The 12,749-nt window shown below is 65.9% G+C and carries 10 protein-coding genes and 1 pseudogene; 3 read left to right on the top strand and 8 right to left on the bottom strand.

From position 1 onward, the window contains the following. Positions 1 to 134: 134 nt before the first annotated feature. Positions 135 to 860: an SDR family NAD(P)-dependent oxidoreductase gene (locus LDZ26_RS20030; protein ID WP_244850987.1), complete on the bottom strand. Its 726-nt coding sequence runs from the start codon at positions 858 to 860 to the stop codon at positions 135 to 137. 310 nt (positions 861 to 1,170) lie between these two features. Continuing rightward, complete coding sequence (locus tag LDZ26_RS20025) at positions 1,171 to 2,040, bottom strand: aldo/keto reductase family oxidoreductase (RefSeq protein WP_244850986.1); 870 nt, start codon at positions 2,038 to 2,040, stop codon at positions 1,171 to 1,173. Positions 2,041 to 2,148: 108 nt separating this feature from the next. Between LDZ26_RS20025 and LDZ26_RS20020 the strand changes: the two are divergent. From LDZ26_RS20020 to LDZ26_RS20010, 3 genes and pseudogenes are all read left to right on the top strand, one after another. Then, positions 2,149 to 3,036, top strand: a pseudogene (locus tag LDZ26_RS20020) (LysR substrate-binding domain-containing protein); the annotation flags it as partial. Positions 3,037 to 3,569: 533 nt separating this feature from the next. After that, positions 3,570 to 4,910: an NAD(P)H-binding protein gene (locus LDZ26_RS20015; RefSeq protein ID WP_244850985.1), complete on the top strand. Its 1,341-nt coding sequence runs from the start codon at positions 3,570 to 3,572 to the stop codon at positions 4,908 to 4,910. After that, positions 4,907 to 5,371 (top strand): DUF2269 domain-containing protein, encoded by a 465-nt coding sequence (locus LDZ26_RS20010; RefSeq protein WP_244850984.1) that lies wholly within the window; start codon positions 4,907 to 4,909, stop codon positions 5,369 to 5,371. The genes LDZ26_RS20015 and LDZ26_RS20010 overlap by 4 nt, the downstream gene beginning before the upstream one ends. Positions 5,372 to 5,472: 101 nt before the next feature. Here LDZ26_RS20010 and LDZ26_RS20005 read toward each other — a convergent pair whose 3' ends face one another. Genes LDZ26_RS20005 through bcsE form a run of 6 tightly spaced genes read right to left on the bottom strand, consistent with a single transcriptional unit; the run spans position 5,473 to position 12,743 of the window. Continuing rightward, positions 5,473 to 5,712: a hypothetical protein gene (locus LDZ26_RS20005; protein ID WP_244850983.1), complete on the bottom strand. Its 240-nt coding sequence runs from the start codon at positions 5,710 to 5,712 to the stop codon at positions 5,473 to 5,475. Next, entirely contained in the window at positions 5,709 to 7,265 is a 1,557-nt protein-coding gene (gene bcsG, locus LDZ26_RS20000; RefSeq protein WP_244850982.1) for a cellulose biosynthesis protein BcsG, read from the bottom strand. The genes LDZ26_RS20005 and bcsG overlap by 4 nt, the downstream gene beginning before the upstream one ends. Before the next feature lie 55 nt (positions 7,266 to 7,320). After that, a complete protein-coding gene (gene bcsA / locus LDZ26_RS19995; protein WP_244850981.1) occupies positions 7,321 to 9,849 on the bottom strand; it encodes a UDP-forming cellulose synthase catalytic subunit in 2,529 nt (842 codons plus the stop codon). Then, the gene (bcsQ, locus tag LDZ26_RS19990) at positions 9,846 to 10,637 is read right to left on the bottom strand and encodes a cellulose biosynthesis protein BcsQ (protein ID WP_244850980.1); all 792 of its coding nucleotides are present in this window, start codon (positions 10,635 to 10,637) and stop codon (positions 9,846 to 9,848) included. The genes bcsA and bcsQ overlap by 4 nt, the downstream gene beginning before the upstream one ends. After that, complete coding sequence (locus tag LDZ26_RS19985) at positions 10,634 to 10,843, bottom strand: hypothetical protein (RefSeq protein WP_244850979.1); 210 nt, start codon at positions 10,841 to 10,843, stop codon at positions 10,634 to 10,636. Before LDZ26_RS19985 ends, bcsQ begins: the two co-directional genes overlap by 4 nt. A gap of 1 nt (position 10,844) precedes the next feature. After that, a complete protein-coding gene (bcsE, locus tag LDZ26_RS19980; RefSeq protein WP_244850978.1) occupies positions 10,845 to 12,743 on the bottom strand; it encodes a cellulose biosynthesis protein BcsE in 1,899 nt (632 codons plus the stop codon). Positions 12,744 to 12,749 lie beyond the last annotated feature (6 nt).

Raw genomic sequence — 12,749 nt, 5'->3', positions numbered from 1 at the left:
GTGCGTGTCGATATCTGAAGACCATATAGTGCCTTTTTGCGAGTTGAGACGCGCGCTCTGCCGTCCGGCTCGATCGGCGACGAAGCTGCTCGCTGTTGAGTGGCAGCGCCATGTCCTTCGGAAAGCGGCGCAGCTCAAACCTGCGCCATGCCGCCATCGACCGGTAGCTCGGCTCCAGTGATAAAGCTGCTTTGGTCGCTGGCGAGGAACAACGCCGCCGATGCGACTTCCTCGGCACGACCCAAACGCGCAAGCGGAATCCGTTCCATCAGCGTCTTGCGCACGTCGTCGGACACCGCAGCCATCATCGCGGTGTCGATTGGTCCTGGTGCTACGACGTTGACGCGGATGTTGCGGTGCGCCAGCTCATTGGCCATGGTCCGCGCGAACGAGCGGACAGCAGCCTTGGTTGCCCCGTAGACGCCGTAGCCCTTGGTGCCGAGCTCATCCGCGATGGAGCCTACGAGCACGATCGAGCCACCGTCCGGCATGATCGCCGTCGCCGCCTTCACGGCGAACAGCAGCGCGCGGACGTTGACGTCGAAGGTCCGGTCGAAATGTTCTTCGCTGATGTCTTCGAGAGTCGCGAACTCTGAGATGCCGGCGTTGACGGCGAGCACGTCCACTCGTCCGGCCTCGCTCCTCACCGCGTCAAAGAAGGCAGCGAGCGACGTCAGATCGGATGCATCGGCGCGGCGCGTACGCAGCCTTCCGGCCCCGAGCGCGACCTCTCTCTCTTCGACGCGACGACTGCTGGCGTACACTGTGGCGCCGTCCGCCGCGAACCGCTCTGCGATTGCTCCACCGATGCCGCCACTGCCGCCGACCACAACGGCGATCTTTCCATGAAGGTTGCTCATATGTCCTCACATTTACTGCAAATGACAAACAGGTGCCATGTCCATGCGGTTCGCCAGCTTCATCGCGCCGATACGGAAAGGACGAAACAGGACATCGGTAGCGGTCATCACGCCTCCTTTGAATGGGCCTTGAAGATATACAAGCTACACTAGGGCACCCCGGTATACGCAACTAAACCCCGTGTGGGCACGTCACTGCATGGGTTCGCCGGTATGCAATGTCCTCTACGAAGCCACGCGCGTCCACACATCCGCTCGAAGTGCTTCGCGCGCGCGGCAGCCGAATCGTCTTGCGAGTTGAGCACGTCGTTTATGCCGAACGCGCGTCAGCGCCCCCTATCGCGTCCAGTTCCCTCAACACCTCGTCACTCAACGCGATATCGGCGGCTTTCAGGTTCTCGCGCAAATGCGTCACCGACGACGTGCCCGGAATGAGCAGCATGTTCGGGGATCGATGCAGCAGCCACGCAAGCGCAATCTGCATCGCGGTGGCGTTCAGACGCGCTGCGATATGCGACAGCGCATCCGATTGGATCGGCGAGAAGCCGCCGAGCGGAAAGAACGGCACATACGCGATGTGTTCCCGCGCCAGTTCATCGACGAGCGCGTCGTCATCGCGATTCACGAGGTTATAGTGATTTTGAACGCATACGATCGGCGCAATGTTTCGCGCGTCGCGCACCTGCGTCGACGTGGCATTCGACAAGCCGATGTGGCGGATCATGCCCTCCTGCTGCATCGCGGCGAGTGCATGCATCTGCGGTTCGATCGAGCCTTCCGTCGGCCGGTGAATGTCGCCCATGATGCGAAGATTGACCACGTCGATGGCATCGACGCCGAGGTTGCGAAGATTGTCTTCGACGCCCCGGCGCAGATCGTCGGGTTCGAACGCGGGCAGCCAGCCGCCCTTGTCGTCACGCATGGCGCCGACTTTAGTCACGATCGTCAGATTCGACGGATACGGATGCAGCGCCTCGCGGATGATCTGGTTGGTGACGTGCCGGCCGTAGAAATCGCTGGTATCGATATGATTCACGCCCGCAGCAACGGCTTCTCTCAACACGGCGATCGCGGCCGCGCGATCCTTCGGCGGGCCGAAGACGCCCGGTCCTGCAAGCTGCATCGCGCCGTAACCCATTCGATTCACTTCGCGTCCCGCAAACTCATAGGTCTTTTTCATTGCATCGCTCCGGTGGCTGGTTTGATGGCGCTCATTATCTCCAGCTTGTGGCGTTGAATAAATCGGGCTAACGTGCACGGGTTGTTCAAAAAACGAAACGGTCCTGATGTGGATTTGAACGATCTCACTGCCTTTGTGTCCGTCGCCCGCGCAGGCGGCTTTCGCGACGCGGCCCGCACCAATGGGGTATCGGCGTCGTCTCTCTCCATCGCGGTGCGCAGGCTCGAAACCAAGCTCGGATTGCGCTTGTTGAACCGCACGACGCGCAGCGTGTCGCCGACGGAGGCGGGTCAGCGCTTGATCGACACGCTGTCGCCGTTGTTCGGCGAGATGGAAAGAGCGCTCGATGTGCTGAACGGCTATCGCGATTCGCCGAGCGGCACGCTGAAGCTCAACGTGCCCGCGAGCGCTGCGCGCACGCTACTGCCGGCGCTGCTTGCCGGGTTCATGCAGGCATATCCCGACATTCGCGTGGAAGTGATGGTGGAAGACGGCTTCGTCGATGTCCTGTCGATCGGCTGCGATGCTGGCATCCGCTACGACGACAAGCTCGAACAAGACATGATCGCGATGCCGATCGGCCCGCGCATCCAGCACTTCACGACCGCCGCTTCGCCCGGCTATCTGAAGGCGCACGGCACGCCCGGACATCCGCGCGATCTGCTCGCGCATAGCAGTGTGCGCGGCCAGTTCTCGAGTGGCGCGCGGCCCGCGTGGCAGTTCGAACGCAATGGCGAAGTCGTGCGCATCGATCCGCCGTCGCGTCTCGTGGTGCGCCCCGGCGCGGCACTGGGCCTGATGATCGACGCAGCGATCGAGGGGCTCGGCATCATCCATCTGTTCGCGGAGATGTTGCAGCCGCACGTTGAAAGCGGCGCGCTCGTGCCGATACTCGACGACTGGAGACAGCCGTTTCCCGGGCCGTTTCTGTACTATCCGGGACGCCGGCACGTGCCCGCGCCGCTGCGCGCGTTCATCGACTGGCTGAAGGAAAACGATCGCATGTGGCGCGTCCTCGGAGAAATACGCGCGGACTTCGCCCCTCTGCGGGGAAGCTGCGCGTATGCGCTGGCTAAACAGCAGACGAAGCGCGAGACGCGCGCGAGAACAGAAAAGGTCCGACGAGCCCGGCTCCAAAGGCGACGTACACCGCCGCGATATGCGCAACCGGCAAGTGATATTCGAACCCGGGCGTGAAACGCTTGGGCATGACCACGTAGTCGCTAGCCGCCGCCGCGAGCGTTGTAGCGGCCGCCAAGGCAATCCGTCGGCGGTGCGCTTGCGCTTGCCTATGGCCCAGCGAACGGCGCACCGCTGCGAAGGCGAGCGCGTTCCCGGCTGCCCATCCTATGGACATGATCTGATGGATAGCCAGACCGGTAAGGAAGTGCCTCGGCTCGGGGCGCGCCGTTTGGTTCACTTCTTGCGGCCAGACCCAGTGACTGACGGCGCTCACCGGGGCCGCGGCGCGCGTGCCGTGCAGGCGCCCGCACGCGGCGAGCGCCGCCGTCGACAGCAGCCCGGCCATAATGCCGGGCCACAAGATGTCTCTCTTCGGATCGATGCCCAGCGTCATGGTTATATTCCTTACCGGTTCTACCGGCCTTCTCGGTTCGCGCATCGCAATGGCCTTGCGCGCGGGCGGGCATTCGGTCATCTGCTGCGCGAGGCGCCCGCCAGCGGACGCACGTGCGAACGAAGGATTCCGGTTCGTCACGCTCGACTTCGCCCACGTCCACGATCAAGCAACTTTGATACCGCTTCTCGAAGGCGTCGATGTGGTGATCAATGCAGTCGGCATATTCAGCGATCGCACGGGCCACGATTTCCAACGTCTGCATGCGGACGCCCCTGCCCTGCTCTTCGACGCCTCGGTGCGCGCCGGAGTGCGGCGGATCGTGCAGATATCGGCCCTCGGCGCGGACGAGCATGCCGTAAGCAGCTACCACCTCACCAAGCGCGCAGCCGACGACGCATTGCGCGCGTCGCCGGTCTCATCGCTGATCGTGCAGCCGTCCCTTGTGTTTGCGCCCGAGGGAGCCAGCACCACGTTCCTCAGCGCATGGTCGACGCTGCCGGTCGTCCCGCTGCCGGGGCGTGGCTTGCAGCGCATTCAACCCGTACACGTCGATGACGTCGTCGAGCTGGTGATGAGAGGCGCCCTTGCAACCGATGCCGTCAGCGAAACGGTCGCCGCCGTAGGCCCTGAACCGATGACGATGCGAAGCTACCTCGCGGTGCTCGCGAGACTCGCGGGCGCAAGCGCGCCGCGCTTCGTCTCCTTGCCGATGTCTCTCGTGCGAATAAGCGCGCGAATCGGCGAACGGCTACCGGGCGGGTTCGTCAGTAGCGATTCGATCGGCATGCTCGAACGTGGCAATACTGCATCCGCCGACGGCATGACGCGATGGCTCGGCAGGCCCCCTCGACCCCTCTCGCAACTGCGGGCAATGCCGGAGAGCCTTGGCGTACGGGCGAAACTGACATGGCTTATTCCGTTGCTGATCGCGTCGGTTGCGGCGGTCTGGATCTGGACGGCGATCGTCTCGGCATGGCTTTACCCGCGAGCGGAAAGTCTCCATCTTCTTCAGAGGGTCGGGGCACCGGCCGGCACGCGAGTGTTCCTGCTCTACTCCGCTGCGTTGTTCGATTTGCTGCTCGGCTGCCTGTCGCTGTGGTGGCCCCGGCGTCTGGGTCCGCGCACGCGCCTGTGGCACTGCCAGATTGCATTGATCATTCTTTACACTGTCCTCATTAGCTGGCGCCTGCCTGAGTTCTGGCTGCATCCGTATGGCCCGCTCTCGAAGAACCTGCCGATGCTGGCGGCCCTCGTCCTTCTGGTGCAACTGGATCGCAGGAATCGAAAGTGACATACCTCACGATCAAGTGGCTGCACGTCCTGTCGTCCACTGTCCTGTTCGGCACTGGAATAGGCTCGGCGTTTTTCCTTCTAAGCACGAGCCTCGCGCGGGATGCGCGCACGGTGGCGCGTGTCAGCCGTCTCGTTGTTCTGGCGGACTGGCTGTTCACGACGCCGACGGCTGTCATCCAGCCGCTTACCGGCTACTTGATGATGCGGCTCGTCGGCTTTCCGATGCGAACGCCGTGGCTCGCCTGGTCTATCGGGCTCTATGTGTTCGCGATTGCGTGCTGGCTGCCGGTCGTATGGCTGCAGGTCCTGATCGCAGCCGAAGCCCGGAACTGCGCGGCATCGAAAGCGAAGCTGTCGCGGCGCTTCTGGCGGCTCATGGCAATCTGGACGATGCTCGGCGTGCTCGCCTTCGTCGCGTTTCTCGCGATCTTCTGGCTGATGGTGACGAAGACGGTTTGAACCGAAGAAGCGCGATGTTCGCACTATCTGACGTGGCAGAGCACGCCAACTTTCACGGAGGAGAGCGGCAACCAGCCTTTGGGCCGCGATGAGGGCTTGCGTTAGCCGGCCTCGTCGCTCACCAGTCGCGCCATCTCGTCGGAAGCCGTCGTCGCCGTTGGAACGAGCTTCATCAACCGCGCCATCACCGGCCATCGCGTGAGCGCGGCGCGATATTCCTCGTCCGCTTGCGAGTCGAAATAGCGCGCCGGGTCCAGCCCGGGCAGCTTCTGCGCGAGCGCGTCGACATCGTGGACGGCGCGGACGGCTATCGCGGGAACCGCAGTTACCTTGTCGTTCATTTCTGCTCGACCCACACGCCATCCGGCGTCTTCACGACATAACCCGTGGCCGTCTTCATGGTCACGGTCTCCTCGTTTTCGCCGATCATCGGCGTCTCCGGCAGTTTCGACGCGTATTGCGACAGCGTCACGCCCGGCTTGAACGGACTGTCCGACACGAGGTTGGCCAACAGCTGCGCCACAGCGAGATGCCCCGTCGGCTGATCGATGACCGTCGTCGGCCCATGATTGCCCGAGAAGCCGACGAGCCGCACGCCGACCGGCCCGTGGATCACGCTCGGCGTCGGGATCTCGCGAAGGCCCGCGACCTGATTGTTGTCGCCGCGAAGCGCCGCGCCGTGCTCCGGCACGAAGACGATTACCGCGCGGCGCCCCGACTGCGCGATGAGGTCCGCGAACTTGTCGAAATCGCTCATCAGCTTGTTCACGCGCAACGGATAGGACTCGAGGCTCGACAGCTTGTTGTTGGGCAGGCGGTTGCCGTCGTGCAGGCTGATCGTGTTGTAGTACAGCGCGACCGGCCCCGGCGTCTGCGCGCGCTGCGCATACCAGTTTGCGAGCGTGCCGTAGTCGTCGGCGATCGGCGAGCCGTCGAACGCGTGCATCGCGACGGGCGCGGCGGCGTTGGAAACGAACGGCACATTAGGCACGCCCAGGTTGTCCTTCACGAGCTGGGTGAAGTTGTCGAAGTGGCCATCGTGATTGAACGTGACCTGCGGCGTGTAACCCGCCTGCGCGAGATCGGCCATCAGATGACATTGCGCCGGCGCGTCCTTGTACAGGTCCGCGTGGGCTTCCTGACCGCATGAAGCGCGCAGCACGCGAATCGCCGCCGGGCCGCTGTAGCTCGCCGCCGTGCTGAAGTTCGTGAACAGATAATCGAAGTGCGACAGGAACGGATGGTTGCGCGCCTTCGCCACATCGAGGTCGTCCCACGACAGCGAGCAGATATGCAGCACGATGACGTCGAACTGCTCGCTCGCGTTGGACGACAGATGCCCGAAGCTCACCTGTCGTTGCGATTCCTTCGCCCGGAACGCCGCGAGCGTCGCGTTGTAGTCCAGGGGTTGAGCGGAAGGACCGTTAGTTGCGACCACGCTGGGTTGCGTCGGCGCGGCGTGAATACGGGCGAGAACCTCGCTCGCGCCCTGCCACGCCGGCAACACGAAGAGCGCGAGCATCACGAAGGTCGCGACGCGCAGCCATCGATTGACGATCAGATAGACGACGAGCCCGCACAGCGCGATGCCGACCAACATCGGCGGCAGAAAGCGCGGCAACAATTCGAGCCAGTAGCCGAAGCTGAACGTGCTGAGATTGCCGAACTCTTCGACGATGCGCCCGAACGGCGGCACGTTCGCCTCCCGATACATCAGCGGCAAGCCGACCGCCAGTCCCGCGATGAGCCGCACCGCGCGCCACGACCGCACACGCAGCGGCGCGCTCATCGCGAGCGCCAGCGCGAACGCCATGTTCGCGAGCCACAGCGGCTTCAGATGGCCGGTCGAGAACAACGCCAGCTTGCTGATGAAATAGAGGTTCCAGAACGTCATCGTGTTTGAGAGTATGCGATCGCTGCCTCATCTACGGCTTCCGAGCGACAAACCTTTAGCGCCGCTCGGGCGTCAGTCCGGAAATCAGCGCCCGGCGCGCGCCGTCGAAAAGACGCGCATAGCCTTCCACGCCCATCAGCAGCACTTCCTTCAGCCCGCGGAGCGGCGCGTCCGGCTCGGCGCGCTCGCCCCATTCGACCCACGCATCCGCGCGGCCGAACGTGCATTGCATGAGCCGACGCTCCTCTTCGAGCGTGAGTTTTTCGAAGCTCAGGCCCAGATGCGCGCCGGCCAGCCGCGTCACGCGTACCGGAAAATGGAACTGCCGCTCGCCCCGGCTCACGATGACGCCCAGCGCATCCCCGGTCTTCAGCGTCAGACTGTCCGGCGGCACGACGAGCCCGAGCCCGCCCGTCGAATAGTCGCTCGTCGCGCACGCGATCATGCTGCCGTCGTTGAGCACGAGGGTCGCAGGCATCGTCATCGCGATGCGATGCGTCACGCGCACCTGCTTCGCCTCGCGCGCCACGCTCACTGCCGCGCCGAGCATCACGAGGTTGTAGAGCGTCCAGAAGACGTTCATCAGGATGGTCGCGGCTTCGTCGCCTGCGCCGCAGACGAGGCGCACGACGCCCACCGACATCGCCACGGCATTGAGCGCCAGCAGGAACAGATACGGCTTGCTCATCGCCCAGTCGATGTACGTCTCGTCGATGCGCCCGCCCTTGTCCGTCACGTTGAACTTGCCATGCTTCGGGCTGATGAACGCGACGGTCGTCGGCAGCGCGATGTACCACGCGAGCACCGACTCATACACTTCCGCCCAGAACGAATGGCGGAACTTGCCCTGCATCCGCGAATTCGCGATGTTCGCAATCACGATGTACGGCAGCACGAAGCTGGCGATGGTCGTGGCCGCCGCATTGATGAAGTACATCTGGAAGAACAGGTACCACATGGGCATCGTCAGAAAGACGAGACGCGGAATGCCGTAGAAGAAATGCAGCATCGCGTTGCCGTAGCAGAGGCGCTGAAAGAAGTTGAGCCCGCGCCCGAGAAACGGATTGTCGATGCGAAAGATTTGCGCCATGCCGCGCGCCCAGCGCGTGCGCTGCTTGATGTGGCTCGCGAGACTTTCGGTGGCGAGACCGGCCGCCTGCACGGTCGGCAGATACGCCGTCGTGTAGCCGCGCCGGTGCAGCTTGAGCGCCGTATGTGCATCCTCGGTCACGGTTTCCACCGCAATCCCGCCAATTTCTTCAAGCGGCGCACGCTTGATGACCGCGCACGATCCGCAGAAGAACGTGGCGTTCCACAGGTCGTTGCCGGCCTGCACGAGGCCATAGAACAGGTTGCCTTCGTTCGGCACGCGGCGGAACGTGCCGAGGTTGCGCTCGAACGGATCGGGCGAGAAGAAGTGATGCGGCGTCTGCACCATCGCGCATTTCGGATCGGCGAAGAAGGTGCCCATCGTCGCCTGCAGAAACGAGCGCGTCGGGACGTGATCGCAGTCGAAAATGGCGATGTATTCGCCCGTTGTCTTCGCGAGCGCCCGGTTGATGTTGCCCGCCTTCGCGTGCTTGTTGTCGTCGCGCGTGATGTAGCCGATGCCCGCCGCGCGCGCCAGCGCCTCGAATTCCGGGCGATGCCCGTCGTCGAGCAGATACACGCGCAGCTTGTCCGCGGGCCAGTCGATGCCCTGCGCGGCGAAAAGCGTCGGCTTCACGACGGCGAGCGGCTCGTTGTACGTCGGAATATAGACATCGACGCTCGGCCAGTCGGCAGGATCGTCCGGCAGCCTCGTGGCCGGCCGTTCGAGCGGCCACGCGGTCTGCACGAAACCGAACAGCAGCACGATCCACGTATAGGCTTCGGCCCCGTACAGCGCATAACCGACGATGCCCTCCATCGGCGTGCGGAAGTCGAGCGTCTGCGTGGTGCGCCACCAGATGTAGCGCGCCGTCACGAGCATCGCGAGCGCCGCGAGGATCAGCACGGGCATGCGTCCCGGCAGCCGGCGAACGATCAGCGCGAAGCCCGCGAGCACCGCGAAGAACGCGAACTGGCCGCCCGCCCCGAGCGGCGACGTGCCGACGGTCAGCCAGATCAGCCCGCCGAGCGTGGTGATGGCGGGAAGCGCCCAGCGCACACGCCCGATGCGTGTCGCGCCGCCTTCGAGGCGCGCGCCGACGCGTGCCCACGGCAGGCGGTCGATGCGCGCGTCGATGGCGCGTCTCGCGGTGATGATCGCGACGACGAACGGCGTCAGCATTCGTTCCACCGCATCGAGAACGCGCGCCGCGCGCGCGGTCATCGGCCGGCCGCGTTCGCGCGGCGCGCGAACGAACGCGCGCATGCACCACGCCCACGGATCGCGCACGTCGATGACGCCCCACTCGCGCGCCCACGCGAGCACGAACGCGCGCATCCACTCGCGGGCCACGTCGCGGCGGGAATCGCGCGGCGGCTTGAAGAAAAGGCGCACGCACCAGTCGAGCGGCGAGCGTTGCGCGGGCAAGCCGAGCCCCTGCGCGATCCAGTCGACGGCGCGCTCGCGGCGCGTCTTCACGTTGGTCGCACTCATGCCGCGATACTCGCTTCGAGCGCGGGGAGCCACGCATCGACGTGATGCGCGAGGCCGTGCAGATCGTGCGACGCCTGCGTATGCGGCGCTTCGTCCATCAGCCACGCTCCGCGCGCGAACGCCTCGGGCAGCGCCGCTTCCATGTGGATGCGCTGCGCCACCGGCACGCCGCCCGCCGCCGCGCGCAGCATCGCGAGGACATCACGCTGCATTTCGCGCGCCGGATTCAGGCGATTCACGACGATGCGCACATCGCGGCACGCATCGAGCAACGCGGGCAGATGGGCGACGAACGTCGCGCAGGCGGCGGGATCGGGCGGACACACGCACAGCACGAGATCGGCGGCGCACGCGGCCTGTTGCGCCTGACGCGACGGATAACGCGGCGTGTCGATCACCGCGACGCCGCTCGCCGGCAGCGCGATCTGCGCGATGGCGTGACGGAGCCATTGCGGATGCGCGGCGAGACGCGCATCGCAGGCGGCGGCCTCATCGAGCGTGAGCTGGCCGTGCGGCACGAAGAGCACGCCGTCGTCGTTGCGCCAGGTGTGTTCCCAGGCGCCCGATGTGTCCGATGTACCCGATGTGTCCGATGCGCACAAAAGCGCCTCCCCGATGCCGCGCGGCGCTAACGCATCGAGCCCGAGCCACGCGCCGAGCATGTTCTGCCAATCGAAGTCGATCGCGACGACATCGCGGCCACGCCGCGCGAGCAGCACCGCGAGCGTGGCGGCGACCGTCGTGCGGCCCGCGCCGCCCGTGGTGGAGACTACGGCGATGGTCTTCATGCTTTCGCCTCGGGGCGGGCGCCATCGGCATCGGGCAGCAGCCGCCCATTGAGCGCGACGGCTTCGATGCGGCACGGCGCCGCGTCGCGCGGATCGAAATGACGCGCGGCGATCAGGCCGCCGCGCGCGCCGCGCCGTTGCCAGACAAACCAGAGCGGCGCGCCCGCGAGCGCACCGATGGCGGCGAAAAGCAGCAAGGTTCCCATATCACTTTCCCGGTTCGACGAGGGGCATGCGGGCCGGCACGGCCCGACGCGCGTGCGTCGCGGTTTTGCTATCGACGGCCAGGTCCGCGCGCTGCCTGCGCGCTTCGTGCTCCAGCACTTCATGCAGCGCGTCGAGTTCGGCGCGGGCGCGGCGCACGGCCTCGGGTTCCACGGCCGCGGCGGGCTGGCCGGCAGGCGCCGCGCTCGCAAACAGATCGCTGTAGTCCGCGAGCGGCGCGCGCCGGTTGGCCGCGTCGAGCGCATCCAGTTCGGCGGCAATGCCGTCGTTCGAGAAATACGTCACTTTTTCCGCGATGCCTGCCACCGGCGCGGTGAAGATGCGCGCGAGCGCGTTGTCGGCATCGGACAGCCGGCAGCCGAAGAGAAAGACGTAGACATGCGTGGCATCGGCGGTGAAAACGTCGCCAGCGCGGCGCGGACGGCAATGACCGAGCGCATCGACGTGGGCGAGCGACGGCGGCAGCGCGAGCTTCGCCAGCACGTGAGGCAGACGCAGGATCGCGCCGCGTGTCAGGGCCGCCTGCGCCTGCGCGCAGAACGCGGCGGCGTTCAGATAACCGAGCGCGGCATCGGCGAGCGATGCGGCGAGCGCCGCGCGGTAGTCCGGCATCAGCGCACGCGTATAAAGCTGGCCCTGCACCGACTGCAATATCGATTCGAGCCGCGAAAACGGCGTGTCGCGGGCGACGACCGCGTTCGCGCCGAGGCTGAGCATCAGCAGTTCGTACTGGTGACGCAACACCTCGCCGCGCTCTACCACGACGATCTTTAGCGCGCGGCCGCTGCGGCGCCTGAGCACATGCACGGCTTCGCACAGTTGCTCCAGTTGCGCGCCGTTGCGATGCGCAAGCACGACCGTCGCGGCGCGCGCGTCACGGCAGGCCGCCACGACGGCATCGCGGTCGTCGAGCACTTCCCAGTTGCGCGGCACCCACGGCTCGTCGCCGGTCACGGCCCGGCACACGACGACGCGGTCTTCGTCGTGCGCGATCCGCATCGCCCCCCCTTGCGTGTCCGCCGGCGCGACGCTCAGCCGGCCATCGCCGGTGAAGCGCAACGCGCGAACGTCGCCCGTCACGAGCGACTTGCCGGCGCGCCAGAAGTCGACCTGCCAGAGCAGTTCGCCGTTCGCTCGCTGCACGCGCGCCACGCCCGCGCACGCGCCGTTCAGCTCGCGTCCGCTCCGTTTGTCGGCGGCCTCGTCGAAATCGGGCGAGGTATCGGATCCGGGCGCGGCGGCATCGTCGCCGAGCAGGAGGAGCATCGTGACGCCGCGCGTCGCGCACCAGTCCGCGAGCAGGCGCCCCTCGCGCGCGAGCGCCGCCGTATCGCTCCAGGTGAACCAGCGTTGCGCGCCTTCGACGATGTAAAGCGCATTGCGCCGCGTGCCGAAGCGCCTGAGCGCAAGCAAGCCGCCGATGAGACGCGCGAGCGCCTGCGGCGTCTGCGTGTGCGCCTGCGTCTGCGCGGCGCTATCCTCGTGCTCGTCGGGCATGGCGAGCACATCGAGCCGGCGCGGCCACCCTGCGGTCGCCGAGCCCGCAAAGCCCAGTTCGCGAAGGCGCGCCGCAGCGTCGCCACGTTCGCGCGCGAGCACGACGGTCGTCGGTCGTGGGCCTGCCGAGCGCACCGTTTCCCAGATGAGCGCATCGCATTCCGGTGAACGCGGCGCGGCCTGCACCGCGTACAGCGCGCCGCGCTCGAGCGTCGCGAGATCGTCGGGCAGCGCGTCTATGCCGACGCGGCAGGTCGTGTCGTCATCGCGGAACAAGCGCGAGCGCGCGAACTGCGCGAGCGCCGACAGCACGCCGGGCGCACGCGGCGATGCAGCGCCCGCTTTCCCGGTTGCGCCCGTGGATCGATTCAGATCGGTGTTCATCCGTTC

The organism is Caballeronia sp. SL2Y3, assembly GCF_022879575.1.
In the GTDB taxonomy this organism is placed as follows: Bacteria; Pseudomonadota; Gammaproteobacteria; order Burkholderiales; family Burkholderiaceae; genus Caballeronia.
Note: the sequence above shows the minus strand (reverse complement) of the source record. Positions and strands in the feature narration are given on the sequence as shown.